Genomic DNA, 23,823 nt, shown 5'->3' with positions numbered 1-23,823 from the left:
CCGTGTCCACGCTCGCCGAACTGCTCGCCGACAACACCGGCCTCCCCGGGGAGGCGGCGGACCACCTGCAGACCGTCGTCGCCGAGTGGCAGCTGCTGGCCGACCTGTCCTTCGCCGACTTCCTGCTCTGGGTCCCGGTGACCGAGGAGCTGCAGCCCGACGGCGGCGACTTCGTCTGCGTCGCGCACGCGCGCCCGACGACGGCGCCGACCGCGCACCCCGAGGACGTCGTCGGCACGCGGTTCACGGTGGAGGAGCACCCGCAGCTGGCGAAGGCCATGCGCGAGGTGCGGATCTGCCGCGAGGAAGACCCGCACTGGTACCGCGACCTGCCGATGCGGCGCGAGGCGATCCCGGTGCGCTTCCACGACCAGGTCATCGCCGTGATGAGCCGCGAGACGAACCTCGCCGCGCCGCGCGTGCCGTCGCCGCTGGAAATCGCGTACCTGGGCAGCGCCGGCGACCTGTGCCAGATGATCGTCGACGGCACGTTCCCGCCGAGCGGCACCAACGCCACCGACACGCACACGTCCCCGCGGGTGGGTGACGGGCTGATCCGGCTCGACTCGAGCGGCACGGTCGTGTTCGCCAGCCCGAACGGCCTGTCCGCCTACCACCGGATGGGGCACGAGTCCGACCTGGTCGGCACCCGGCTGGCACCGCTGACGCGGTCGCTGATCCGCGACCCGTTCGACGCGACCGAAGTGTCCCACCGGATCATCGAGGCCCTCGACGGGAAGCCGTCGAGCCGCACGGAGGCCGACTCGCGGCGGGGCGCGGTGGTGCTGTTCCGCGCGCTGCCGCTGCGGCCGGCCGGGCAGGCGGCGGGCGCGCTCGTGCTGGTCCGCGACGTCACCGAGGTGAAGCGCCGCGACCGCGCGCTGCTGTCGAAGGACGCGACGATCCGCGAGATCCACCACCGGGTGAAGAACAACTTGCAGACGGTGGCGGCGCTGCTGCGCCTGCAGTCCCGTCGGACGTCGTCGGAGGAGGCCCGGCTCGCGCTGGCGGAGTCGGTGCGCCGGGTGACGTCGATCGCGCTCGTGCACGAGGCGCTGTCCATCTCGGTGGACGAGCGCGTCGACCTCGACAAGCTGCTCGACAACGTGCTGCCGATGGTCGGCGAGGTCGCCACGGCGGAGTCGCAGGTCGGGCTGAAGCGCAAGGGCTCGTTCGGGGTGGTGGTCGCGGAGATCGCGACGCCGCTGGTGATGGTGCTGGCCGAGCTGGTGCAGAACGCCATCGAGCACGCGTTCCCGGCGGGCCGGTCGGGCAAGGTCGAGCTGATCGTCGAGCGCTCGGCGCGCTGGCTGGACGTCGTGATCCGCGACAACGGCCGCGGTCTGCCGGCCGGGTTCTCGCTGGAGCGATCGGACGGGCTGGGCCTGCAGATCGTGCGGACGCTGGTGGAGTCCGAGCTGCGGGGCTCGCTTTCGCTGCGGAAGGTGCGGGCGGAGGCGTCGTCGACCCGGGTGTCGGGCACGGAAGCCGCGCTGCGCATCCCTCTTTCGCGGCGCCTCTAGACCGTCGCGTTTGGACTCGAGCACCGCCGGGCATATCCGGGACGGCGGACGTGATCGGGTGCGGGTCGCGGGAGGGGAACACGCTGAAGGCCCGGCACCTGGTGAGCAAGTGCCGGGCCGTTCAACGTTTTGCGGGAGGACTTGAAGTCCCCGTGAGGTTTCAGCACACCCGTCGTCAGGTGGTTTCGCCTCGGTTGTTAAGCTCGAACCGGGTAGGTATCGCCCCAGACGGCATGAGCACACGAGTGCTCCGCCGGGAGAATTCCTCCGCGGTTCGGGTATTTCTGTGGAGAGCTGTGCTGATCTGAAAGGTTCAGGCGTTGGTACGCGTGCCGATGTGCGTACGGCGGCGCTTGAGCGCGCGTCGCTCGTCCTCGCTCATGCCGCCCCACACGCCGGCGTCCTGGCCGCTGGCCAGAGCCCAGGCCAAGCAGTCGGAAGCGACGGTGCAGCGGTGGCACACGGCCTTCGCCTGAGCAACCTGCGACAGAGCCGGCCCGCTGGTTCCCACCGGGAAGAACAGCTCGGGGTCCTCGTCTCGGCAGGCCGCGTCGTGGCGCCAGTCCATGTTCGTGAGCTCCTTCACATGGCGCGGGAGGGCCGCGCCACAGTCGTCAATGGCGGTCGTGTTTTCGGGTGCTTGTGAATGCTTTCACGAAGCACCGCTTTCGACAAGGGTTTCCGGAAGATCGGTGAGTCAGCTCACCCGGCCGAGCGACACGTCTGACCTGCGGTTTCTCTCCGAAACAGCCACTCGAAGGGAAGGCTGATGCGGTGAGTGGAGCTTCTGCGTCGACGAACGGCAGCTTGCACTTTGCCGCAGGCGATCAGCGGTCCCGTCGTCACACGATTACCGTGAGTGCGTTCGGGACGCTGAAGAATTCCACTCTGGTCCGCTGGCCGACGAGGTCGCCGTCCACCTGGAAGTTTACCGGTTCAGCTGCGTCGATGCGGATCATCGGCACGTCGTCGTGACGCACGAGACGTTTCCCTTTTTGGTTGCTCTTCGTAGCCAAAGCACGGCGTACATGCTTGAACACCGTGGGCAACCCGAGACCGTTCAGCGCGAACAGGCCCAATCCCGCCTCGAACGAGCAACCCGGGTTGAGGTGGACCGGACGCTCGCCCAGGTAGCTCCACGGATCGGTGTTCGACACGAAAGCGGTCAACGCCTCGGCGGGTTCCTCGCCCGGGACGCGGATGGTGAGGGTCGGCCGGCCGAGCGGCGGGCGGAAGTAGGAGCGGACGGCGGCCCGCATGTAGAGGCCGGCGGTCGTCTGCTTGCCGCGGCGCTTCGCCACGCGGCCGACGACGTCGGCGTCCCAGCCGAGGCCGGAGTTGAAGGTGAACCAGTGCCCGTCGGCCAAGCCGAGCCCGACCCGGCGCGATTGGTCGTTCTCCAGGGCGTGCAGCAGCTGGTGGGTCGCCTCGACCGGGTCCGAAGAGATGCCGAGGGCGCGCGCGAAGACGTTGGCCGAGCCGCCGGGCACGACGCCCAACGCCGGGACGCGCCCTATCTGCGTGGGGTCACCGTCCGAGTCGGCCAGCAGGCCGTTGACGACCTCGTTGACCGTGCCGTCGCCGCCGTGTGCCACGACCAGGTCGATGCCGTCCCGCGCGGCCGAGCGCGCGACGGCCATCGCGTGGCCGCGGTAGTCCGTTTCGACCACGTCGAGCTTCACCTGGCTGGCGAGGGCGTGCGCCAGGACGTCCCGGCCACCGGCGGTGGTCGAGGTGGCCTGGGGGTTCACGACGAGGATTGCGCGCACCACCGCAGGGTAGGTGACTTCCGGCGGCCCGAGAACCTTCCGGACCCGCATGGTGACGGGCGCAACCCTGACGAACAGCACCTTCGAGACCCTGTGCCGGGCGGCCCTCCTTCACGTGCGAGTGTCCGCTCGTCGTGACAAGTGCACCCGGGCCGACCGCCCGCTCATCGACGACTCTTGAATTCTCAGCGCCCGGGCGGTCCCGCGAAAACGGCCGACCGGGTGGCATACGATCGAATCAGCTCACGCACGGTGACTCGCCCTGGTCGAGTCCACTGTGCTCCCGCAAAGGACCCCCGGAAGGTCTCGCCGTGAAGCTCTCGCCCGCTCCCCGTGAGGTCCGCTGGGCCGGCGCGGTCACCGCGGTGCCGTCGCTCGCCCTGCTGGTGTTCGGGGTGGTCGTGCTGGTGAACGGACTGGGCTCGCCCGCGCAGCCGGGCAACAACGTCTACGTCGAGTCGGGCACGTTCATCGTGGTGGCGCTGGCGTTCCTGGCCGCGTCGGCCGGGCTGGTCCTCGGGCAGACGTGGGCGCGCTCGCCCGGCGTGGTGATCGCGCTGATCGTGATCGGCCTCGGCTGGTACCTGCTCGGGCCGTCGGGCGAGCCGGCGTGGGGCGTGCCGGTCGCGCTGTTCGGCATCGCGGCGCTGGTCCTGCTGTTCCGGCGGCCGTCCCGGGCCTGGGCGCTGGACCTGCGCGAAGGCGAGACGGAGACGGAAGCCGCCGAACGAGGTGGTCTCGCGGGCCGTCGCGCCGAGCGTGAAGGCCCCGAAGACTAGGCCTGGGCGGCCAGCGCCTTCAGGGGCTCGTCGGTCAGCCGGTTGACCGTCCACTCGTCCATCGGGACCGCGCCGAGCGCCTTGTAGAACTCCGTCGCCGGGTTCCAGTCCAGCACCGACCACTCGAGCCGCGCGTAACCCTTCTCGACGCACTCCGCCGCCAACGCCGCCAGCAGGGCCTTGCCCAGGCCGGACCCGCGGTGCGACGGCAGGACGAACAGGTCCTCCAGGTAGATCCCGTGCACCCCGCGCCAGGTCGAGTAGTTGAGGAACCACACCGCGAAGCCGGCGATCTCGCCGTCCACTTCGGCCACGTGCCCGAACAGCTTCGGTGCCTCGCCGAACAGCGCCTCGTGCAGCTGCGGGACCGTCAGGTGGCACTCGTCCGGGGCGCGCTCGTAGTCGGCCAGCGCGTACGCCAGGCCGACGGCCGCCTCGACGTCGTCGGGGCGGATCCGGCGGATGCGGTCGTCGGGCACGTCAGTCCTCCAGGGCGGGCGGCAGGTTGAGGTGTTCGATCTGGGGTTCGCCGCGCTCGTCGCCGAGCACCGCGATGCCGGCCGCGTCGAGTCCGAAGTGGACGCCGGCGGTGGCGGGCAGGCCGATCCAGCGGGCCACCAGCACACGGCTGAAGTGCCCGTGCCCGACCAGGATCACGTCGCCGGCTTCGATGTCACGCCGGGCGCGCGCCAGCACGCGGTCCGCGCGGTCGGACACCTGCGAAGCGCTTTCGCCGCCGGGGATCGGGTGGGTCCAGACCGTCCAGCCCGGCACGGTCTTGCGGATCTCCGGCGTGGTGACGCCTTCGTACTCGCCGTAGTCCCATTCGGACAGGTCTTCGGTGACTTCGTCGACGCGCAGGCCGGCCAGCGCGGCCGTCCGCAGCGCCCGGGTCCGCGGGCTCGACAGCACCAGCGACGGCCCGCCGACGAGGCTCCGGAGCGTGCCGCCGGCGGCCAGCGCCTGCCCCTCGCCGGCCGGCGTCAGCGGGATGTCGGTGCGGCCGGTGTGCCGCCCGTTCACCGACCACTCGGTCTGGCCGTGCCGGAGGAGGAAGAGACGGTTCGCCACACGGGCGAATATATCCGGCGGTTTGCCACCCGGCCGGGCGTCTGCTTAGCTACTGAGCAGTAGCTTAGTTCGAGGAGACCTCCATGTCCGACACGCCGACGTTCGCGCTGTGGCACAAGCTGGCCGCGAAACCGGGCGGGAAACAGCTGTTCAGCGCCGCGATGTGCCTGCGCGTGCCGTACTTCCGCACGGTGCTGCCGTCGGTACGCGAGCTGCGGCCCGGTCACTGCGAAGTCACCGCGCCGAAGTGGTGGGGTGTCTACAACCACATCCGCACCTTCCACGCGATCGCCGCGTGCAACCTCGCCGAGATCGCGATGGGCATGCTCGCCGAGGCGACGGTTCCCGGCACGCACCGCTGGCTGCCGAAGGGCATGACCGTCCAGTACGTCGCCAAGGCCGAGACGGGCCTGCGTGCCGTGGCCTCGTTGCCCGAGCTGCCGGAGTTCGGCGACGAGGGCTTCGAGCTGCCCGTCCCGGTGACCATTTCGGACACGAGCGGCAAGCCCGTGGTCACCGGGACGATCACGATCTGGGTGACGCCGAAGAAGCGTTAGAGCGGCTTGTACTGCACGTAGGTCGTCTGGTGGAACGTGTTCTCGCCGGACGGCGACGGCAGGCCCAGCCGCCGGTCGACGAGCTTGCCCAGCGGGCCGCACCCGGTGGTCGCGGGGATGGCGAGATCCGGGTCCACGACGCCGAAGTGCATGGTCGGCGGCGTTTTCGTGATGACCGTCGGCGGCACCGCCGGGTCGTCGTGGACGACCGTGTGCATGACGCCGAGCCGGCAGTCCTTGCGCAGCAACGGGTGCCGCAGCACGGCGTAGACGTCCAGTTCGCCGCGCCGGTCGTCGTTGCTCAGGAAGTCCGAGTACCCGCCGTAGCGCAGCTGGAGCGTCGTGCCCGCCAGGCCGGGGACGCGCACCGGCTCGTGCCGCAGCGTGCCGAACACCTGCGCGTACTGGCCGTTCACCCGGCCTTCGCTGAACGTCAGCCGTATCTCCCCGAGCGGGACCTCTCGGTCGTGGATGGTCAGTTTTCCTTGCGAGACAAAGGCTTCGCAACGCCACGTGCCCGGGTCGGCGTTCGCGGGCGGTGCCGGGCAGTCGGTGAAGTCGAAGACCGGCAGCTCGTCCGCGGACGCCGTCCCGGGCACGACCCCCAGCGCGGCCACGGCGACCGCGGCCGCCCCCAGTGCGAGAAGTTTCATGCCGGTGAGCTTGCTCGCGCCGCCGGGCGCGGACATCCGGGATCGCCCCCAGGGGAAGTCCGGAATTTCCCTCGACCGGGTGAAACGCGTTCTGAATAGTTAACACTGTTTACCGATGTCGGGCATGCTCGGGACCATGTCTGCCTTCTCCCGCCGCCGGTTCCTCGGCCTCGCCGCCCTGAACTCCGCCGCCGCCCTCGGGCTGACCACGGTTTCGACGCGGCCCGCGGCCGCGTCGCCGCTCCCGGAGTACTCGCCGGCGGTGGTCATCGGCACCGGCTACGGCGCCGCCGTCACGGCGTTGCGGCTCGGTGAAGCCGGGATCCCGACGCTGATGCTCGAGATGGGCAAGCTGTGGACCACGCCCGGCGCCGACGGCAAGGTGTTCTGCTCGATGCTCGCGCCGGACGAGCGGGCGATGTGGTTCAAGGACCGCACCGAGGCGCCGCTGGCGTCGTTCCTCTGGCTCGACCTGGCCAACCGCGACATCGGGCGGTACGCCGGCGTGCTCGACCGGGTGAGCTACGGCGACATGGCGGTGTACCTCGGCCGCGGCGTCGGCGGCGGGTCGCTGGTCAACGGCGCGATGGCCGTGACGCCGAAGCGGTCGTACTTCGAGGAGATCCTGCCGCGCGTCGACGCCGGCGAGATGTACGGCAAGTACTTCCCGCGGGCGAACGCGGCGCTCGGCGTGAACGTCGTCGACCCGGACTGGTTCGAGACGTGCCGGTCGTACCAGTACGCGCGCGTCTCGCGGAAGGCCGCGCGCAAGGCGGGCTTCGACACGACCTTTGTATCCACCGTATACAACGTCGACTACCTGCGGCGCGAAGAGGCAGGCGAAGTCCCGCGCTCGGCGGACGCGTCCGAGGTCATCTACGGGAACAACCACGGGAAGCGCTCGCTCGACAAGTCCTACCTCGCCGCCGCGCTCGGCACGGGCAACGTGACCATCGAGACGCTGCGCGAGGTCCGCGAGATCCTCCGGCAGCCGGACGGCACGTACACGCTGGTCGTCCGCGAGATCGACGAGCACGGCACCGTCCTGGGCACGCGGCACGTGAACACGAAGTACCTGTTCCTCGGCGCCGGCAGCGTCGGCTCGACCGAACTGCTGCTGCGCGCCCGCGAGACCGGACGGCTGCCCGAGCTGAACGACGCAATCGGACAGGGCTGGGGCACGAACGGGAACGTCATGTGCGGCCGCGCGAACCACGTGTGGGACACCACCGGCAGCCTGCAATCGGGCATGCCCGCGCTCGGCATCGACAACTGGGCCGACCCCGTGCACCCCGCGTTCGCCGAGATCGCGCCGGTGCCCGCCGGTCTGGAGACGTGGGTCAGCCTGTACCTGGCGATCACGAAGAACCCCGAACGCGGGCACTTCACCTACGACGCCGCCAGCGACTCGGCGAAGCTGCACTGGACGGCGTCGCAGGGGCAGCCGTCGATCGACGCCGCGAAGGCGCTGTTCGACAAGATCAACCGGGCGAACAAGACGATCTACCGCTACGACCTGTTCGGCGACACGCGCACGTTCGAGGACCGCTTCACCTACCACCCGCTGGGCGGCCTGGTGCTCGGTGAGGCGACCGACGACTACGGCCGGGTCAAGGGCTACCGGAACCTGTACGTCACGGACGGCTCGCTCATCCCGGGCAGCACCGGCGTCAACCCGTTCGTGACGATCACGGCCCTGGCCGAGCGCAACATCGAGCGCGTGCTCGCCGAGGACCTCAGGGGCTGAGCTTCGCGAGCGAGTCGGTGAAGTCGTCGCCGACGCCTTCGAAGAAGGACGCGTCGGCCGCTTCGACGTCCTTCAGGGCCTTCGCGACCAGGTCCAGGCCGGCCGGGGTGACTTCGAGGCGCTTCGCGCGCGCGTCCGCCGGGTCGTCGGCGCGGGCCAGCAGTCCCCGGTCGGCCAGCTTCCGGACGACCTGGCTGGTCATCATCGTGTCCGTGCCGGCCTGCTCGGCCAGCTGCCGCTGGGTCGGTGGCTCGCCCGAGCGGGTGAGCCACCAGGTGGTCGTGAGCAGGACGAACTGGACGTGCGTGAGGTCGTGCGGGGCCAGCGCGGCCCGCATCGCCCGCTGCCAGGCCAGCGTCACGCGCCACAGCAGGAAGCCGGGGCTGCGCTCGGGACCCGGCAGGCGGGACTCGGGGGCGGTCATACCCGCAAGCTTGCCTCGGCCAGACGTGCCAGCGCGCGCATCGCGTCGGGAGTGTCTTCGGTCACCTGCGGACCGAAGCCCTCAGGCCCGTCGATGGTGACGCGGTAGGTGATCCGCGTGCCGCCGTCGACGTCGGTCAGGACGTGCTCGAACCGCAGGAACGCGTCCGGCAGCCGGGTCTCGTCGGTGAAGCTCCGGCCCTCGGTGACCTCGGTCAGGGTGAACGGGATCGGCGGCATGCCGTCCATCGTCATGGTCCCGCTCGTCCCGACGGTGAAGGTCCCGTCCAGGACCACCGAGCGGACGCCCGCGTCCCACTCGGGCCAGCGGCCGGTGTCGGCCCAGAGCGGCCAGATCGCGGCGGCGGGGGCGGTCGAGGTCTCGCTGTGCTCGTACTCGTAAAGTGCCATGCGCGCATACTATATGCGCGCAGCCTATCGACGCCAGAGGTCTGATCGATGAAATCAGTGCGCGGAGCGCAGCTTGTCGTAGTACGCGACGCAGTCCTGGTACGACGGCAGCAGGCCCTGCTCCAGGGCCTCGGCCAGCGTCGGAGCGGTGCGGTCCTTCTCGGACAGGATCGGCTCGATGTCCGCGGGCCAGGGCAGGCCGAGTGCCGGGTCGAGCGGGGTGATGCCGTGCTCGCCCGTCGGGTTGTAGCCCTCGGAGCACAGGTAGGCCATCACGGTGTCGTCCTCGAGGGCGATGAAGCCGTGTCCGAGGCCTTCGGCGAGGTACGCGGCGTTGTACCGGGCCGAGTCGAGCTGGACGGCGTCCCAGGTGCCGAACGTCGGCGAGCCGACGCGGATGTCGACGACGACGTCGAGCAGCGAGCCGCGCGCGCAGTAGATGTACTTCGCCTGTCCGGGAGGCGTGTCGGCGAAGTGGATGCCGCGGATCGCGCCCCGCCGGGACACGCTGTGGTTCGCCTGCGCGAGCCGCAGGGGGTGCCCGGTCGCCTCGCGCAGGACCTCCTCCTGGAAGGGGGCCACGAACAGGCCCCGCTCGTCGGGGAACGCCCGGGGGGAGAACTCGAAGGCGTCCGGGACGCTCAGCCGGCGGAATTCCATGGCGTCACCTTATCGGGCGGCTAAAAAACCGAACGGACGTCTTGGCAATTGCCGGAATAGGGGTCCGATGTGACATCAGCCGCACCGAGGGGTCCCCTTCCGGACCGGACCTGTCACAATGAGTGGACCGCCGCGTCCGCGGCCATCGCCAGACCCACGGCACCGATGGCCGACGTGACGCCTCGCCGACAGGCCGGCGCTACCGCGCTGGGCTGCCGTGCCGGAGGAAGAAACCACGGGTTTTCCCCGCTCGCCGTGGTCCCCCGCTCGCATGCCCAGGAGAAATTCCAGTGACCCAAGTCCGATCCGCGAGTTCCGTCATTCCCACTGGGGGAATGACGGAAACGACGACAGGAATCCCCATGAGCGACCCCACCGGTGCCGGAGCGCCGGTCACCGACGAAGAGATCTTCACCGGGCACGAGGGCGGCAAGCTCTCGGTGGCGGCGACCCGCCCGATTGCCAGCCCGCGTGACCTTTCGATCGCGTACACCCCGGGGGTGGCGAAGGTGAGCCGCGCGATCGCCGAGGACGCCGTCAAGGCGAAGCGGTACACGTGGGCGGACCGGCTCGTCGTCGTGGTGAGCGACGGGACGGCGGTGCTCGGCCTCGGTGACATCGGCGCGAGCGCGTCGCTGCCGGTCATGGAGGGCAAGTCGGTCCTGTTCAAGACCTTCGGCGGGCTCGACTCGATCCCGCTGGTGCTGGACACCACCGACGTCGACGAGATCGTCGAGACGCTGGTGCGGCTGCGGCCGTCCTACGGGGCCGTCAACCTGGAGGACGTCTCCGCGCCGCGGTGCTTCGAGCTGGAGGACAAGCTCAAGGAGGCGCTCGACTGCCCGGTCATGCACGACGACCAGCACGGCACGGCGATCGTCACGCTGGCCGCCCTGCGCGGCGCGAACCTGGTCCTCGACCGGGCGATCGCCGACCAGCGCGTCGTCGTCTCCGGCGCCGGCGCGGCGGGGGTCGCGTGCGCCCGGATCCTGCAGGAGGCCGGCATCGGCGACGTCACCGTCCTCGACTCGCGCGGCATCATCCACTCCGGGCGCGACGGCCTGAACCCGGTCAAGGAGCGCCTGGCCGCGACGACGAACAAGGCCGGCCTGAAGGGCGGCCTGGCGGAGGCGCTCGAAGGCGCCGACGTGTTCCTCGGCCTGTCCGGCGCGACGATCGACGAGTCCCTGCTCGGCCGGATGGCGGGCGGCGGCATCGTCTTCGCGCTGTCCAACCCGGACCCGGAAGTTCACCCGGACGTGGCCGCGCGGTATGCGTCGATCGTGGCCACCGGGCGCAGCGACTTCCCGAACCAGATCAACAACGTGCTGGCGTTCCCCGGCGTGTTCCGCGGCGCGCTGGACTCCGGCGCGCGGGCGATCACCGAGGGCATGAAGCTGGCGGCCGCCGAGGCGATCGTGTCGGTGGCGATGGACGACCTGGGCGCGGACCGGATCGTCCCCTCGCCGCTCGACCCGCGGGTGGCCCCGGAGGTCGCGGCCGCGGTGGCGAAGGCCGCGGAAGCCGACGGCGTCACGGCGTAGCAGGTTCTGAAAGCGTCAAGGCCACCTTACGTCGTAAGGTGGCCTTGACGCTTTCACCCCAGGATGTCGGCCAGGCGGTGGCGGGGGACGTCGACCAGGCGCAGGTCCGTCAGGTCTTCCGGGACGTCCAGGGAGACGTTCGCCAGACGGGCGTGGGCGCGGGTCAGGACCTCGTCCTGGTGCTCGACCGCGTCCGCGACCACCACCGCGTGCCGGTTGTCCGGCGTGCTCCGCAGGTACCGCAGCGCGTACTTGCCCCGGACGAGGGACGCCAGCGCCTCCTGCGACGCCTGGTCCGCCAGGTCCGGGTGCGCGTTCGGGACGAGCAGCGCGAGCCGGCGCGCGTTCGTACCCAGTAAGGTGCGCAGCAGCCACGGGCCCGGGTCGGCCGAGAGGTCCATCGCGACCGCGTCGCCCTCCGGGCCGGAGATCGACCAGTCCACCGGCCGCGACTCCAGCGCGAGCCCGCCGGCCCCCGCGATCTCCTTCAGCTTCTCCAGCAGCGCCGGCTTCGTCCCGGCCGCCTCCACCGACTGCGGTCCGTGCGTGTAGATCGCCTTGCCCGCGCGGACCTTCTTGGCCTTCGCCGTCGGCTGGCAGACGTACAGGTCGGCCGCGCTGCCGATCGCCTGCGCGCCGAAGTAGCGGTTGAAGTCCGGCAGGATCGCCTCGAACGTCAGCCCGAGTGTGGCCAGCGACCGCTGCACCTGCGCGCCCAGCGCCGGGTGCCGGGGGCTGTAGCCGTAGGCGAACAGCAGCCGTCCCTCGCTCGGGTTCCGCAGCGCCTGCACCCCGCGCGCCGCGAACAGGCCCATGCCTTCCGGCGTGTACGGCGGGTCGCTGAACACCAGGTCGAAGCCGCCGGTGACGGCCGGCGGCAGGCCGACGCGCAGGTCCGCGTGCGCGGTCGCGATCTCACGGCCGCCGCGGTCGTCGAGGTAGGCGAGCACGCGCTCGTCGAGGTCGACGACCGTCAGGGACGCCGCCGGGCAGACCGCGCGCAGGGCCAGCGACGTCAGGTCGTGGTCCCCGAGGAACAGCAGCCGCGCCGACGCGAGGTCGTAGCGCGCGTCCAGCCACAGCGCGCGGCGCAGCACGGTCTCCGGCGTCGCCTGCACGTGGTCCAGCGCGGCCAGCGGCGGCGGCACCTCGGCCACCCACTCGGCGACTTTCGGCAGCAGGTCGTGGTTCGCGACGGCTTCGTCGAGCGGGTCGGCGTAGCGGGGCGCGCTGTACTGGAGGTACGCGGCGGCGACGCCGGGGGAGATCCGCAGCCGGTCGCCGCTGCGGTCGAGGTCGTCGCCGAGCGCGGCGAGGACGTCCTCGACGCTGCGGCGCGGCGCGGTGGACAGCCGCACCAGCTCGCCGAGGTCGTGGTCACCGGTGCGCAGGAGGTCGATGACGCGGTACAGCGGGCGGACGCCGACACCGTGCGCGGCGAGGACGTCGTCGAGTGCCTTCACGGGCTACGAGCCTAGTAGCCACCCCTCGGAACACCGTGCCAACCGCCGCGGACTCGGCTACGGTCGATTCCACCGGACATGGGGAGTGGGCAAGTGACCATCGAATTCCGCGACGTGACCAAGCAGTATCCGGATGGGACGGTCGCCGTCGACAAGCTGAACCTGACGGTCGAGGACGGCACGATCACCGTGTTCGTCGGCCCGTCCGGCTGCGGGAAGACGACGTCGCTGCGCATGATCAACCGGATGGTCGAGCCGACCGGCGGGCAGGTGCTGCTGGACGGCAAGGACGTCGCCGAGGGCGACCCGGCGCTGCTGCGCCGCGGCATCGGCTACGTCATCCAGCACGCCGGTCTTTTTCCACATAGGACGGTGCTGGACAACATCGCCACCGTGCCCCTGTTGTCGGGCTGGGACAAGGCGAAGGCGCGCAAGCGGGCGGCCGAGCTGCTGGAGACCATCGGCCTGCCGGTTGAGCTCGGCAAGCGGTACCCGGCCCAGCTCTCGGGCGGCCAGCAGCAGCGCGTCGGCGTCGCCCGCGCGCTCGCCGCGGACTCGCCGGTGCTGCTGATGGACGAGCCGTTCTCCGCGGTCGACCCGATCGTGCGCGAAGACCTGCAGAACGAGCTGCTGCGGCTGCAGTCGCAGCTGGGCAAGACCATCGTGTTCGTCACCCACGACATCGACGAGGCCGTCCGGCTCGGCGACAAGGTCGCGGTGATGCGCGTCGGCGGCAAGCTCGCCCAGTACGGCACGCCCGCCGATGTGCTGCGCCACCCGGTGGACGACTTCGTCGCGTCGTTCGTCGGCCGCGACCGCGGCTACCGCGGCCTGTCCTTCCTCTCCGCCGACGGCGTCGAGGTCAAGGAGATCGAGCTGGTCGAGCTCGGCACGCCGGTCCCGGCGAGCGACGGCTGGCGGCTCGGCGTCAACGCGGACAAGCAGCCCCGCGGCTGGCTGCCGCCGAACTCCACTGTGGACGGTCCGCTGGCCGAAGACGACCTCGTCGCCGGCGGCTCGCTGTGGATCCACGGCACCCCGATCCGCGGCGCCCTCGACGCCGCCCTCTCGTCGCCGGCCAGCCTCGGTGTGGTCGTCGACGAAGACCACCGCGTCCTCGGCGGCGTGGTCGCGAGGCAAGTGCTGGACGTGATCGAGGCGACGCCCCAGGCGTCATGAGCTTCTTCGACGAGCTCGGGCAGTACCTGAGCAGCGGGAACACGCGCGCCGAAATCCTCGGTGACCTGGGCGACCACGTCTACCTGGCGCTGCTCCCGCTGGTCCTGGGCATCGTCCTGGCGATCGCCGCCGGCTGGCTCGGCCACCGCTGGCGGGCCGCCCGGCAGGTGCTGATGGTGCTGGCCAACCTGCTCTACACGATCCCGTCGCTGGCGCTGTTCGTCGTCATCCCCGGCCTGATCGGGTCGAAGATCCTCGACAGCGTCAACGTCGTCGTCGCGCTGACGATCTACACCACGGCGCTGCTGGTCCGCCCGGTGCTCGACGCGCTGGACGCCGTGCCGCCGCCGGTGACCGCCGCCGCGACCGCCGTCGGGTACAAGCCGGTGCGCCGGTTCTTCGCCGTCGAGCTGCCGCTGTCCGTGCCGGTCCTGGCGGCCGGCGTGCGGGTGGCGTCGGTCAGCAACATCAGCCTGGTCAGCGTCGGCGCGCTGATCGGCACCGGCGGCCTCGGCGTGCTGTTCACCGACGGGTTCCAGCGCGAGTACTTCTCGCCGATCGTCGTCGGCATCGTGCTGACGCTGGTGCTCGCGCTGGTCGTGGACCTGGTGCTGGTGTTGCTGCGCAACCTCTTGACGCCGTGGGAACGGGTGAGTGCCGCGTGATCACCGATCTCTTCCACTGGTTCGGCGACCCGGCGCACTGGTCCGGCCCGGACGGCATCCCGCAGCGGCTGCTGGAACACCTGGGCTACACAGCTTTGTCGCTGGTGATCGCGTTGGTCATCGCTGTCCCGCTGGGACTGTTCGTCGGCCACACCGGACGCGGCGGAGTCGTGCTGGTGGGCGCGGGCAACGTGATCCGCGCGCTGCCGACGCTGGGGCTCGTGACGTTCCTGTTCCTGCTCTTCACCGAAAGCGTCACCTCGACGATCATCGGGCTCGTCGTGCTGGCGGTGCCACCGATCCTGGCCGGCACGTACGCCGGGCTGCAGGCGACCGACCACGGCGTCGTCGACGCCGCCCAGGGCATCGGGATGACCGGCTGGCAGCGGCTGTGGCAGGTCGAGGTGCCGATCTCGCTGCCGCTCGTGCTCGGCGGCATCCGCAACGCCGTGCTCCAGCTCGTCGCGACCGCCGCGGTGGCCGCGTACGTCGGACTCGGTGGCCTGGGCCGGTTCCTGCTCGACGGACTGGCCATTTTGGACTATTCCGAGGTCATCGCGGGCGCGTTGCTGACGACGGCGCTCGCGATCGTCCTGGATCTGCTCTTTTCCTTGCTGAACCGCGCTTTGGTGCCGCGGGGCGTCCGGCTCGCGGCGGCCGTGAAGAAGGTGGCGGCGTGAAACGGCTGGTCGTGTTGGCGGCGTTGGTCTTGGTGGCCGGTTGCGGCAACCCGCTGGCGGGCGGCGGCGAGGGTGGCGCGTCCGGCGACATCATCATCGGCGCGTCCGACGTCGGGGAAAGCCTGCTGCTGGCCCAGATCTACGCCGGGGCGCTCCGGGACGCCGGTGCCTCGAACGTGACGGTCCGGCCGCCGGTCGGCAGCCGCGAGGTCGTCGTCAAGGCGCTGCAGGACAAGTCGCTGTCGGTGGTGCCGGACTACAGCGGGAACCTGTTGCGGTACTTCGACAAGGAGACCACCGCGACGACGTCCCAGGACGTCTACGCGCAGCTGCGGCAGAAGATCCCCGCGGGGTTCGAGGTCCTGGACCAGGCGCCGGCCGAGGACAAGGACCTGCTCGTCGTCGGACCGCAGCTGGCTTCTTCGGGCGTCAAGACGTTCTCGGATCTGGGGCGCCGCTGCCGCGACCTCGTGTTCGGCGGGCCCGGCCAGTGGAGCAGCCGCTGGAAGGACAAGATCAAGACGCTCTACGGCTGCGAGTTCAAGGAGATCCGCACCACGGACACGGGCGGCCCGGTGACGGTGGCCGCCCTGAACTCGGGCGATGTCCAGGTGGCGGACCTGTTCAGCACGTCGTCGACGATCGCGGCGAACGGGTTCGTGCCGCTGGTCGACGACAAGAACATGTTCCCGGCGCAGAACATCGTGCCGCTGGTGGCGCGCGGGACGTTGTCGCCGTCCGAGGTGACCGCGCTGAACCGGGTCTCGGCGGCGTTGACGACCGAGCAGCTGACCGAGCTGAACGTCGAGTTCACCGAGAAGAAGCGCAATCCGCTGGACATCGCCGAGGACTTCCTGGCGCGCAACAACCTGAAGTCCTAGCCGGGCGCGAGTCAGCTCGGCTGGAAGAACTCGAGCAGTTTCCGCGCCGCGCCCGGTGACCTCAGCATCTCCTGCATGTCCGCGGACATCCTCGCCGCCTCGCTGGTGCGGTCGAACATCTCGCCCTCGTACTCCTTGACGGCCGCGGCGTAGTCGTCCGGGTGTGCCGCCACCGCGAGGCCGAGCACCGCACCGTCGATCAGCGCCTGGTTCGCGCCTTCCCCGACCGCCGGCATCAGGTGCGCGGCGTCGCCGAGCAGCGTCACGTCCGGCTTCGACGGCCACGTCAGGCCGATCGGGAGCGTGGTCATCGACCGCCGGGAGACCGCGTCGTCGCTCGCCGCGATCAAGGCGGTGAACCGGGCGTCCCAGCCCGGGAGCAGCTCGATCAGCCGCGCCCGGGCGGCGGCCGGGTCGTCGAACGGGATTCCGCTCGTCGCGAACCAGTCCTCGCCGGTGTTGTAGAAGCTGACGCCGATGCGGACGCGGCCGTCGCCGTTGCGCTGCGCCGCCAGCGAGATGCCGTCGCCCATCACCCAGTAGGTGCCGCGGCCGACCATCGCCGCGAGGTCCGGGTGCGTGCGGTCGATGTCCGGGATGCCGACCTCGACGACGTTCTGGCCGGTGTGCGCCGGACGGGCGTCGGTCACCAGCGCGCGGACCCGCGACTGCGCGCCGTCCGCGCCGACCAGCAGGTCGTACTCCGCACTGCTGCCGTCGGCGAAACGCACGACGCCGTTGTCCGCGGACTCGAACGCGCGCCCCCACCGGACCGTGCCGGCGGGCAGCGAATTCAGCAGCAGGTCGCGCAGGTCGGCGCGATCCACCTCGGGACGCAGGAGCGGGGCGTCGTCCGGTGTGTCCTCCTGGATCAGGAGGGTGCCGTCCGGCTCCAGGAGCCGCATGTCCTGGCCTTCGCCACGCGCGATCGCGAAGAACTCGTCCAGCAGTCCGGCTTCGCGCAGCGCGCGCTGTCCGGAGTGGATGTCCAGCATGCCGCCCTGTCCGCGCGCGTCGCGCGAGGTCTCGCGTTCGTAGACGACGGATTCGATGCCGTGGACGTGCAGCACCCGGGCCAGAGCCAGACCGCCCGGACCGGCTCCGATGATGGCGATGGTCATGAGGTCCCCCTTCGATACGCTGTATCTCTCGATACACTGTATCGCACCATGCGCTGTATGGTCTGCGGCGTGACGGTGTGGGAACGGCCGGAGCCGCCGGACAGGCCGACGCCGGCTCCGCTGAGCCGGGAGCTGATCGTCCGCGCGGCGATCCGGCTGGCGGACGCGGACGGCCTGGCGGCGGTGTCGCTGCGCAAGGTCGCCGGCGTGCTGGATGTCGGGCCGATGCGGCTGTACGGCTACATCGACACGAAGGAAGAGCTGCTCGATCTGATGGTCGACGACGTCTACGCGACCATCCGGCCGGTCGGCGACGGCTGGCGGGAGGTGCTGCTGTCGCTGGCCGAACTGACCCGGCGCGCCGCGCAGCGGCACGAGTGGTTCGCCGACCTGCTCGGCGGCCGGCCGCAGCTCGGGCCGCACGCCCTGGCCCGGGGAGAGGCCGTGCTGGCCGGGCTGAAGGGCATCGACGTGGACGCCGTGATGCCGGTGGTCAAGGCCGTCAACGCGTACGTGGTCGGCGCGGTGCGGCGCGAGATCACCGAGCGGCGCGCCGAACGGTCCACCGGGCTGAACGAGGCCGAATGGCAGCGCACCTACGGGCCGTACCTGGAGCGCACCTTCGCCACGGGCCGGTACCCGGCGCTGGAGAAGGTCATCCGCGAGGCCGTCCACTGGGACGTCAACGAGACCTTCCGGATCGGCCTCGGCTACCTCCTCGACGGCATCGAGGCGAGCCTCTCGCGCTGACGGTCAGGCGCGCAGCGCCGCCGCGACCTTGCCCGCGTCCTCGATGCCCCGCTCCGGCGGTTCCTCCGGCAGCGGGAGCAGCACCACCGAACCGCTGCCGGCCGCGTGCAGCGCGCGGACCGACGCCACGCACTGGTCGAGGTCGCCGCAGATCGCGAGGCGGTCGAGCCACTCCGGGCGCAGGCCCGCCGCCAGTTCGTCCACTGTGGACGCCGAGTCCACCAGCTCCAGCAGCTCGGCGGCGAACGGCAAGTCCGCCACCTGCACCCGCGCCCCGGGCGTCAGGGACTCCGCCACGGTGAGCCGCGCGCGTTCGCGGTCGCCCAGCGCCAGCCAGTTGTACGTCACCAAGGCGTGCTCGGCGGGCCGGCCGGCGGCGATGCCCGCCAGCGCCGTCCGCACGAACTCGGGCGGGGACGGCTCGGCGAGGATCGTGCCGTCCGCCGAGGAACCCGCCACCGACAACGACTTCGGCCGCCGGACGCCCGCCAGCACCGGCGGCACCGAAGCCGGCGGGAACACCAGCTCGACCTCGTCCAGGTGCACGTGCCGGCCGTGCAGCGAAACTCGCTCGCCCGCCAGCAGGCGCCGGACCGCCACCAGCGTCTCGTCCAGCGCCGCCAGTGGTGACGCCGGGTACGCGCCGATCTGGCGCATCCACGACGCCACCCCGTGGCCCAGCCCGCCGATCAGCCGGCCGGGGTGCAGCTCCGCGAGCGCGGCCAGCTCCATCGCCGCGATCGCCGGGTTGCGGGCCACCGCAGGCAGCACGCCGATGCCCACCTTGATCGTCGACGTCACGGCCAGCGCCGTCGCGACCGTGGCGATCCCGGCCGCCCAGAAGCAGTCTTCGACCAGCCAGACTTCGTCGAGACCCGCGTCTTCCGCCTGGCGGGCCAGGTCGACCAGCTTCGACGGGTGCTGCTCGCGGTTGATGCGGACGCCGACGGACGAGCTCGGTGCGTACATGCGAGGCTCCTCAGATCCGGGAGAACGCCGGCGCGTACTCGAACGCGCCCGCTTGCGTGGGTTTGTAGCCGGTGAGCGTGCGGGCCTGGAAGTGCTTGCCCCAGGCGGGATCCGGCGATGCGACCGAGAGCGTCGACGCCGTGACGAAGCCGAACCGCGAGTAGTAGCCCGGGCTGCCGAGCAGGACGACCAGGCCGTAGCCGAGCGCGTCCGCGGCGCCGAGCACCGTGTGCACCAGCGCCGAGCCGACGCCGCTCGCTTGGTGCGCGGGCAGCACGCCGAGCGGGCCCAGCCCGACCGCGGACGTCGTGTCCTCACCGACGCAGGCCCGGCTGCAGCACACGTGCCCGACGACCTCGCCGTCGCGCACGGCCACCAGCGACAGCGCGTCGATCAGGTCGCCGTCCGCGCGCAGCTCGTCCACCAGCGGCGCCTCGACCGGGGTGACACCGGGTTCGCGCCGGAAGGCTTCGCTGTGGATCGCGTGCACGGTGGCCCGGTCGGCGGGAGTCTCGCGGCGGATCAGCATGGTCGTCACCCTGCCGCGAACTCGCTGCGGGCGAAAGCCGATTTCGCCGCCGCCCCCTAAACTCGGGCAGAACCGGACGAGGGGAAACGATGGGGATTCGGGAACTGGTCGACCGCGTCGTCAAGCGGGAGGCCGAAGGCATCGTCGCCGTGCAGGTGCCGTCGGTGGACGCCGGACCGGCGCCGGAGTTCGCGCCCGGCCAGGTGTACCTCGAAGTCCGCCTCCAGCAGATGTGGCTGACCCGCGCACGCGAGCTGTGGCGCGAGTACCTGCCCTTCGGCACGATCGTCACCGAGTTCGTCCACAAGGGGAGCACCGTCGCGGTGCCCACCGTGCTCAGCAGCGCCGAGCTCGCGCGCCGGTTCCAGGTCACCGGTGCCGACGACGCCGTCGAGATCGCCAACGTCCGGGTCGCCGGGCCGGTCCCGTACGAAGGCGACGAAGTCAGCCTGCTGGTCGCGCTGTTCCGGGCCAAGACCACCGACTGGATCGCGCGCTCGCTGAAGGTCGTCGAAGACGTCGCCGCGGCGGTGGGCTTCGGAGGGCTGGCCGGGGCCGTGCCGCTGGCGGCGTCGCTGATCCGCGGCATCGAGTCGTTCCTCGAATCGCCCGACGTCGAACTGCGCGTCGGCGCCTACCGGTCGTGGCAGAAGGGCTTCGCGCCGCTGAACTACTGCGTGATGCGCCGGCCGCGCACCACGACGTCGGCGGCGGAGCTGGCGTCCCTGCGCGTCGCCGACGGGCGGCTGCACCGGCTGCTCGACGACGGCGTCACCCTCGTGCCCTACACCGAGCACGACTTCATCCTCGTCAGCGTCGAGGCCAAGACCGAGCGCGACGACTACCGCAAGCTCGCCTTCTACCCGCTGTGGGAGCGGACGAAGGAGCAGGTGATCGCGGGCGAGCTCGGCGCCGCGCAACGCAGCTGGCGCAAGACCGCGGGCGCGATCTTCACCGACGATCTGACGCGGCCGCAGCAGGAAGTGCTCTTCGCCGAGTACCAGCGGCTGTACGGCGAGCTGGTCGAACGCTTCTCGGACCTGGAAATGGCCGAGTACCGCGGCACGACGGCCGATGCCGAGCCGGCGCCCGTCGTCGACGACGACCCGGCCGCCATCCTCCGGGCGGCCGGGGCGTGACCGGGCCGACGGAAGCCGATCTGCAGCTGCTGGGTCTGGTCCAGCACGTCCACCGGCTCCTCGGCGAGGGCCGCCACCAGGACGCCTACGGGGCGCTGATGAGCGGGCTCGAGCTCGCGGAGGCCGAGTCCGCCGACCGGCTGGCCGTGTTCGCCTTCTACCGGCTGCTGGGCCAGGCCGCGCGTCAGGCCCGGCAGTTCGACGACGCCCGGCGGGCGTACGCGCTCGCGTTCGGGATCGCCCGGGAACTCGACGACCTCAACGCGGCCAGCGCCGCGCTGGAAGGGCTCGGCCTGGTGGAACTGGCCGACGACCGGCTGCCCGAGGCGGACGAGTACCTGGCCGAAGCCGTCAAGGCGGCCCAGGCTTCCGGCGACGCCGACGGCTACCGGGCCGCCCTGCAGAACCACGCGACGGTGCTGTCCCGGCGCGGGGACCCGCGGGCGGCCGAGCGGTACGAGGAAGCGCTGGCCGTCCCGGGGCAGGGTCCGGCGCTCCGGGCCATCACCACGGACAACCTCGCCGAAGAACTGCTCCGGCAGGGCCGCGTCGAAGACGCGATCGCGAAGACCCGCGAAGCCGCGGCGATGTTCCGCGAGGCCGGCGCGGGCTACGACGAGTTCGTGGCCCTGCACAACCTCGCCGTGCGGGCCCGCCGCGTCGACGCCGAAGCCGCGAGGCAGGCCTTCGTCGACGCCCACGACCTCATCCACCGCTTGCACGCCGACGTCGACGTCGAGCGCTACACGACCGGGCACGAGCAGATGGTGCGCCGGATCGAGCAGCGGACGGAGGAGAAGTTCGCGGGAGAGAACCCCGCCGACGTGGCGCTCGAGATCGGGCTCCTCGCGACGACCGCGTCCGACGCCACCGACGAAGGGGAACGGCTGCTGGGCCGGCACCGGTACGCCGACGCCGAGCGGCTCCTCCGGCGGGCCGAGGCGGCGTGGGACCACCTGGGTGCCGTCCACTGCCTGCCGCGGGTGTGGAACGGTCTCGGCTACCTGTACATGGAGACGGGCGACCACGAAACGGCGTGGCAGTACCTGGAGCGCGCGAAGCAGTACGCGAACCAGCTCGGCGACGCCCAGCGCGAGCTGACCGCCCTGGTCAACCAGTGCAGCCTGAGCCGGCGGAGCGAGAACGTCGCGCCGCAGCGAGCGCTCGAGCTGCTGGCGCGGGCGCGCGGGCTGCAGACGTTCGTCCGCGACCGGATGGCCGTCGAGCGGCTGCCCGGCGTCGAGTTGACGGAGGCGCAGCGCGAAGAGCTCGCGAGCATCGTCGACGGCGGTGTCCTCGACGGCGTGGCCGCCGGGATCGCGGCCGAGCACGGCGCCGTCGAGCTGGAGGAGCGGTACCTGCGGCGGTTCGCCGCAGCCGGGCGGCGGTCGGCCGAAGACATGCCGGGACGGTTCGCGAGCCGGCGCGCCCGGCTGATGCACTTCCTGTTCCGGCAGGGGAAGAGCGACGAGGCCGCGGAGATCGCCACGGAGCTCGAAGCGGCTTTGACGGCGACTCCGGACGTCGCGCTGGCGTTCGTCGTCAACACCGTGCTCGGCGGGCTCGCCTTCGCGGACGGGCAGTGGACCGAGGAGACGCTGCGGCGGCTGGAACGCGCCTGCGCGGCCCATTCGGAGCTGCGGCGCGATGCCGTCGAGGTCGGGGAGGCCGCCCGGTTCGGGGTGTACGTCGAGCCGCCGTACGCGCAGGCCGTCGAGGTCGCGATCGGCCTCGGGCGCGCCGAGCGGGCCTTCGAGCTGGTGCAGGCCGCGAAGTCCCGCTCGCTGGTGGAGGCCGTCCGCGACCGGCCGCCGGTCGTGGACGATCCGCTCGCGGCCGAGGAGGAGCAGCTCTGGCAGCAGCTCGTGCGGCTGCGTACGCGCTCAGTCGGCGAGGAGCTCTCGCCGCGTGAGCGCGTCAGCCGGCTCTTCGACGTCGGCAAAGAGATCGAAGACGTCCGCAGCCGGCTCGAGGACGTCTGGGATCGACTCCCGCCCGATGTCCGATTGCACCGGCTGGCGACGCCGTCCACCAGCGCGGATGTCCGCGCGCTGCTTTCGCTGCGCGGAGCACGGACACTGCTCGAGTTCTTCATCGGTGACCGAGGCGTCTACGTCTTCACGGTGACCGCGGGAGAAATCTTGGTCCGGCTGGTCGTCCCGGCCGACGACCCGGACCTCGCCGAGTTCCGCCGGCTGCTGAACGACGACGACCCGCGCGGCCTCGACCGCCTGCTCGCCCAGCCGGTGTACCAGCGGCTGGCGCGGCTCGTCGGGGACGTGCGCACAGACGTGTACATCGCGCCATACGGTGTATTGCACCTGGCGTCGCTGCACCTCGTGCCGCGCGCGGACGGCGGTGTCGAGCCGCGCCGCGGGACGTTCGTGGTGCCCAGCGCGTCCCTGCTGCGCGCGGCGCACAGCGAGTCGTGGACGCGCCGGCGGTCGCTGGTCATCGGCGGTGACCCGCTCGGCGACCTGCCGTTCGCGCGGGCGGAGGCGGCGGGCGTCGCGGCCCGGCTCGGCGCGGAGGCGAGGCACGGCGCCGCCCTGACGTTCGACTGGCTCGCCGGGGCTCTCGACGGCACCGCGCGCCTGGTGCACCTGGCCTGCCACGCCGTGTTCGACGACGTCCGGCCCGAACGGTCGGGCCTGCTGCTCGCGCACCCGGACGGCGGGCCGGACCGGGTGACGCTGGCGCGGCTGGCGTCGCTGGACTGGTCGGGCGCGCTCGTCGTGCTCGGGTCCTGCCAGAGCGGCAAGCACCGCGTCCGGACCGGCGACGAGCTGACGGGCATCGCGAGCACCCTGCTCGCCGCGGGCGCGACGGCGCTGGTCAGCACGTTCCGCCCGGTCCCGGACCTCGCGACGGCGTTGCTGATGCTCTGGTTCCACGACCGGCTCGCCGCGGACGGCGACTGGTCGTCGGAAGCGGTCAGCACGGCGTTGACCGACGCCCAGCGCCGCGTGGCCGGCGCCAGCGCGCGAGACGTCGTGACGTGGGTGGCCGACCGCGTGGCTGTCGGCGAGCTGGACCTGGCGCTGGCCTACACGCTGCTTTCGGTGGCGCACCGGGCGGCGGGGAACGTCGAGGAGTTCGCCGCCTGCCGGCACCGGCGTCAGCAGCTCGGGACTACGTCCGCGGAGGAAGCGGCGGCGGACATCGCCGGCCAGCGGGCGCTGGGACCGGGTTACGCGGAGCGGCCGTTCCGCGCGGCGGTCAACTGGGCGCCGTTCTCGATCACCTCGGGCGGCTGACGACGAAGGCCTCCTCGCCGGCGAACCGGGAGGAGGCCTTCGTCGTTCTCAAG

Annotated in this window: 24 protein-coding genes; 12 read left to right on the top strand and 12 right to left on the bottom strand. The window is 71.5% G+C overall.

Translation table 11 applies throughout. From position 1 onward, the window contains the following. The first annotated feature begins 2 nt into the window (after positions 1 to 2). Positions 3 to 1,523 carry a sensor histidine kinase gene (locus ACIRSS_RS14090; protein WP_400894525.1) on the top strand — a complete coding sequence of 507 codons (1,521 nt, stop codon included), beginning with the start codon at positions 3 to 5 and terminating at the stop codon, positions 1,521 to 1,523. 313 nt (positions 1,524 to 1,836) lie between these two features. On the opposite strand, the gene ACIRSS_RS14085 is transcribed toward ACIRSS_RS14090, so the two are convergent. Continuing rightward, the gene (locus ACIRSS_RS14085; RefSeq protein ID WP_072481920.1) at positions 1,837 to 2,091 is read right to left on the bottom strand and encodes a WhiB family transcriptional regulator; all 255 of its coding nucleotides are present in this window, start codon (positions 2,089 to 2,091) and stop codon (positions 1,837 to 1,839) included. Positions 2,092 to 2,365: 274 nt separating this feature from the next. Further along, entirely contained in the window at positions 2,366 to 3,292 is a 927-nt protein-coding gene (locus ACIRSS_RS14080) for a diacylglycerol/lipid kinase family protein (RefSeq protein ID WP_400894523.1), read from the bottom strand. A 311-nt stretch (positions 3,293 to 3,603) separates the two neighbouring features. Here ACIRSS_RS14080 and ACIRSS_RS14075 point away from each other — a divergent pair, with 311 nt between their 5' ends. Continuing rightward, a complete protein-coding gene (locus ACIRSS_RS14075; protein WP_400894521.1) occupies positions 3,604 to 4,071 on the top strand; it encodes a hypothetical protein in 468 nt (155 codons plus the stop codon). On the opposite strand, the gene ACIRSS_RS14070 is transcribed toward ACIRSS_RS14075, so the two are convergent. Both ACIRSS_RS14070 and ACIRSS_RS14065 read right to left on the bottom strand, forming a co-directional pair. Further along, entirely contained in the window at positions 4,068 to 4,550 is a 483-nt protein-coding gene (locus tag ACIRSS_RS14070) for a GNAT family N-acetyltransferase (protein ID WP_400894519.1), read from the bottom strand. The two genes, ACIRSS_RS14075 and ACIRSS_RS14070, sit on opposite strands and share 4 nt — an antisense overlap. Before the next feature lies 1 nt (position 4,551). Next, a complete protein-coding gene (locus ACIRSS_RS14065; protein WP_400894517.1) occupies positions 4,552 to 5,142 on the bottom strand; it encodes an acid phosphatase in 591 nt (196 codons plus the stop codon). 83 nt (positions 5,143 to 5,225) lie between these two features. Here ACIRSS_RS14065 and ACIRSS_RS14060 point away from each other — a divergent pair, with 83 nt between their 5' ends. Continuing rightward, complete coding sequence (locus ACIRSS_RS14060; protein ID WP_400894515.1) at positions 5,226 to 5,699, top strand: hotdog fold domain-containing protein; 474 nt, start codon at positions 5,226 to 5,228, stop codon at positions 5,697 to 5,699. On the opposite strand, the gene ACIRSS_RS14055 is transcribed toward ACIRSS_RS14060, so the two are convergent. Next, positions 5,696 to 6,352, bottom strand: coding sequence for a hypothetical protein (locus ACIRSS_RS14055; RefSeq protein ID WP_400894513.1), 657 nt, complete (start codon positions 6,350 to 6,352; stop codon positions 5,696 to 5,698). The genes ACIRSS_RS14060 and ACIRSS_RS14055 overlap by 4 nt on opposite strands. 136 nt (positions 6,353 to 6,488) lie before the next feature. Between ACIRSS_RS14055 and ACIRSS_RS14050 the strand changes: the two genes are divergently transcribed. Continuing rightward, positions 6,489 to 8,099, top strand: coding sequence for a GMC oxidoreductase (locus tag ACIRSS_RS14050; protein ID WP_400894511.1), 1,611 nt, complete (start codon positions 6,489 to 6,491; stop codon positions 8,097 to 8,099). On the opposite strand, the gene ACIRSS_RS14045 is transcribed toward ACIRSS_RS14050, so the two are convergent. Genes ACIRSS_RS14045 through ACIRSS_RS14035 form a run of 3 tightly spaced genes read right to left on the bottom strand, consistent with a single transcriptional unit; the run spans position 8,089 to position 9,593 of the window. After that, positions 8,089 to 8,523, bottom strand: coding sequence for a MarR family winged helix-turn-helix transcriptional regulator (locus ACIRSS_RS14045; RefSeq protein ID WP_400894509.1), 435 nt, complete (start codon positions 8,521 to 8,523; stop codon positions 8,089 to 8,091). The genes ACIRSS_RS14050 and ACIRSS_RS14045 overlap by 11 nt on opposite strands. Further along, a complete protein-coding gene (locus ACIRSS_RS14040; RefSeq protein ID WP_400894507.1) occupies positions 8,520 to 8,933 on the bottom strand; it encodes an SRPBCC family protein in 414 nt (137 codons plus the stop codon). The genes ACIRSS_RS14045 and ACIRSS_RS14040 overlap by 4 nt, the downstream gene beginning before the upstream one ends. Before the next feature lie 54 nt (positions 8,934 to 8,987). Further along, positions 8,988 to 9,593 (bottom strand): dTDP-4-dehydrorhamnose 3,5-epimerase family protein, encoded by a 606-nt coding sequence (locus ACIRSS_RS14035; RefSeq protein WP_400894505.1) that lies wholly within the window; start codon positions 9,591 to 9,593, stop codon positions 8,988 to 8,990. Positions 9,594 to 9,955: 362 nt separating this feature from the next. Between ACIRSS_RS14035 and ACIRSS_RS14030 the strand changes: the two genes are divergently transcribed. Beyond that, positions 9,956 to 11,137, top strand: a complete 1,182-nt coding sequence (locus ACIRSS_RS14030; RefSeq protein WP_400894503.1) for an NADP-dependent malic enzyme — start codon at positions 9,956 to 9,958, stop codon at positions 11,135 to 11,137. A 53-nt stretch (positions 11,138 to 11,190) separates the two neighbouring features. Here ACIRSS_RS14030 and ACIRSS_RS14025 read toward each other — a convergent pair whose 3' ends face one another. Continuing rightward, positions 11,191 to 12,600: a bis-aminopropyl spermidine synthase family protein gene (locus tag ACIRSS_RS14025; RefSeq protein ID WP_400894501.1), complete on the bottom strand. Its 1,410-nt coding sequence runs from the start codon at positions 12,598 to 12,600 to the stop codon at positions 11,191 to 11,193. Positions 12,601 to 12,693: 93 nt separating this feature from the next. Between ACIRSS_RS14025 and ACIRSS_RS14020 the strand changes: the two genes are divergently transcribed. Genes ACIRSS_RS14020 through ACIRSS_RS14005 form a run of 4 tightly spaced genes read left to right on the top strand, consistent with a single transcriptional unit; the run spans position 12,694 to position 16,005 of the window. Next, a complete protein-coding gene (locus ACIRSS_RS14020; RefSeq protein WP_400894499.1) occupies positions 12,694 to 13,779 on the top strand; it encodes an ABC transporter ATP-binding protein in 1,086 nt (361 codons plus the stop codon). After that, positions 13,776 to 14,444: an ABC transporter permease gene (locus ACIRSS_RS14015; RefSeq protein ID WP_400894497.1), complete on the top strand. Its 669-nt coding sequence runs from the start codon at positions 13,776 to 13,778 to the stop codon at positions 14,442 to 14,444. Before ACIRSS_RS14020 ends, ACIRSS_RS14015 begins: the two co-directional genes overlap by 4 nt. Beyond that, positions 14,441 to 15,124 carry an ABC transporter permease gene (locus tag ACIRSS_RS14010; protein ID WP_400894495.1) on the top strand — a complete coding sequence of 228 codons (684 nt, stop codon included), beginning with the start codon at positions 14,441 to 14,443 and terminating at the stop codon, positions 15,122 to 15,124. Before ACIRSS_RS14015 ends, ACIRSS_RS14010 begins: the two co-directional genes overlap by 4 nt. Next, entirely contained in the window at positions 15,121 to 16,005 is an 885-nt protein-coding gene (locus ACIRSS_RS14005; RefSeq protein ID WP_400894493.1) for an ABC transporter substrate-binding protein, read from the top strand. The genes ACIRSS_RS14010 and ACIRSS_RS14005 overlap by 4 nt, the downstream gene beginning before the upstream one ends. Before the next feature lie 11 nt (positions 16,006 to 16,016). On the opposite strand, the gene ACIRSS_RS14000 is transcribed toward ACIRSS_RS14005, so the two are convergent. Then, positions 16,017 to 17,126 carry an FAD-dependent oxidoreductase gene (locus ACIRSS_RS14000; RefSeq protein WP_400894491.1) on the bottom strand — a complete coding sequence of 370 codons (1,110 nt, stop codon included), beginning with the start codon at positions 17,124 to 17,126 and terminating at the stop codon, positions 16,017 to 16,019. A 69-nt stretch (positions 17,127 to 17,195) separates the two neighbouring features. Here ACIRSS_RS14000 and ACIRSS_RS13995 point away from each other — a divergent pair, with 69 nt between their 5' ends. Further along, positions 17,196 to 17,876, top strand: a complete 681-nt coding sequence (locus ACIRSS_RS13995) for a TetR/AcrR family transcriptional regulator (RefSeq protein WP_400894489.1) — start codon at positions 17,196 to 17,198, stop codon at positions 17,874 to 17,876. A 3-nt stretch (positions 17,877 to 17,879) separates the two neighbouring features. Here the strand turns inward: ACIRSS_RS13995 and ACIRSS_RS13990 are convergent, their stop codons facing one another. After that, positions 17,880 to 18,845 carry an LLM class flavin-dependent oxidoreductase gene (locus tag ACIRSS_RS13990; RefSeq protein ID WP_400894487.1) on the bottom strand — a complete coding sequence of 322 codons (966 nt, stop codon included), beginning with the start codon at positions 18,843 to 18,845 and terminating at the stop codon, positions 17,880 to 17,882. A gap of 10 nt (positions 18,846 to 18,855) precedes the next feature. Next, positions 18,856 to 19,374 (bottom strand): GNAT family N-acetyltransferase, encoded by a 519-nt coding sequence (locus tag ACIRSS_RS13985; RefSeq protein WP_400894485.1) that lies wholly within the window; start codon positions 19,372 to 19,374, stop codon positions 18,856 to 18,858. Positions 19,375 to 19,463: 89 nt separating this feature from the next. Between ACIRSS_RS13985 and ACIRSS_RS13980 the strand changes: the two genes are divergently transcribed. After that, positions 19,464 to 20,513 carry a hypothetical protein gene (locus ACIRSS_RS13980; RefSeq protein ID WP_400894483.1) on the top strand — a complete coding sequence of 350 codons (1,050 nt, stop codon included), beginning with the start codon at positions 19,464 to 19,466 and terminating at the stop codon, positions 20,511 to 20,513. After that, the gene (locus tag ACIRSS_RS13975) at positions 20,510 to 23,770 is read left to right on the top strand and encodes a CHAT domain-containing protein (RefSeq protein WP_400894481.1); all 3,261 of its coding nucleotides are present in this window, start codon (positions 20,510 to 20,512) and stop codon (positions 23,768 to 23,770) included. The genes ACIRSS_RS13980 and ACIRSS_RS13975 overlap by 4 nt, the downstream gene beginning before the upstream one ends. The last annotated feature ends 53 nt before the right edge of the window (positions 23,771 to 23,823 follow it).

This window comes from Amycolatopsis sp. NPDC101161 (genome assembly GCF_044768185.1).
Taxonomy (GTDB): Bacteria; Actinomycetota; Actinomycetes; order Mycobacteriales; family Pseudonocardiaceae; genus Amycolatopsis.
Note: the sequence above shows the minus strand (reverse complement) of the source record. Positions and strands in the feature narration are given on the sequence as shown.

What these genes read in the sequence shown, in the direction of transcription:
- ACIRSS_RS14085 (WP_072481920.1), bottom strand. Translation starts at nt 2,091, where the DNA reads ATGGACTGGCGCCACGACGCGGCCTGCCGAGACGAGGACCCCGAGCTG.
- ACIRSS_RS14060 (WP_400894515.1), top strand. Translation starts at nt 5,226, where the DNA reads ATGTCCGACACGCCGACGTTCGCGCTGTGGCACAAGCTGGCCGCGAAA.
- ACIRSS_RS14055 (WP_400894513.1), bottom strand. Translation starts at nt 6,352, where the DNA reads ATGAAACTTCTCGCACTGGGGGCGGCCGCGGTCGCCGTGGCCGCGCTG.
- ACIRSS_RS14050 (WP_400894511.1), top strand. Translation starts at nt 6,489, where the DNA reads ATGTCTGCCTTCTCCCGCCGCCGGTTCCTCGGCCTCGCCGCCCTGAAC.
- ACIRSS_RS14045 (WP_400894509.1), bottom strand. Translation starts at nt 8,523, where the DNA reads ATGACCGCCCCCGAGTCCCGCCTGCCGGGTCCCGAGCGCAGCCCCGGC.
- ACIRSS_RS14040 (WP_400894507.1), bottom strand. Translation starts at nt 8,933, where the DNA reads ATGGCACTTTACGAGTACGAGCACAGCGAGACCTCGACCGCCCCCGCC.
- ACIRSS_RS14035 (WP_400894505.1), bottom strand. Translation starts at nt 9,593, where the DNA reads ATGGAATTCCGCCGGCTGAGCGTCCCGGACGCCTTCGAGTTCTCCCCC.
- ACIRSS_RS14030 (WP_400894503.1), top strand. Translation starts at nt 9,956, where the DNA reads ATGAGCGACCCCACCGGTGCCGGAGCGCCGGTCACCGACGAAGAGATC.
- ACIRSS_RS14015 (WP_400894497.1), top strand. Translation starts at nt 13,776, where the DNA reads ATGAGCTTCTTCGACGAGCTCGGGCAGTACCTGAGCAGCGGGAACACG.
- ACIRSS_RS14000 (WP_400894491.1), bottom strand. Translation starts at nt 17,126, where the DNA reads ATGACCATCGCCATCATCGGAGCCGGTCCGGGCGGTCTGGCTCTGGCC.
- ACIRSS_RS13990 (WP_400894487.1), bottom strand. Translation starts at nt 18,845, where the DNA reads ATGTACGCACCGAGCTCGTCCGTCGGCGTCCGCATCAACCGCGAGCAG.
- ACIRSS_RS13985 (WP_400894485.1), bottom strand. Translation starts at nt 19,374, where the DNA reads ATGCTGATCCGCCGCGAGACTCCCGCCGACCGGGCCACCGTGCACGCG.
- ACIRSS_RS13980 (WP_400894483.1), top strand. Translation starts at nt 19,464, where the DNA reads ATGGGGATTCGGGAACTGGTCGACCGCGTCGTCAAGCGGGAGGCCGAA.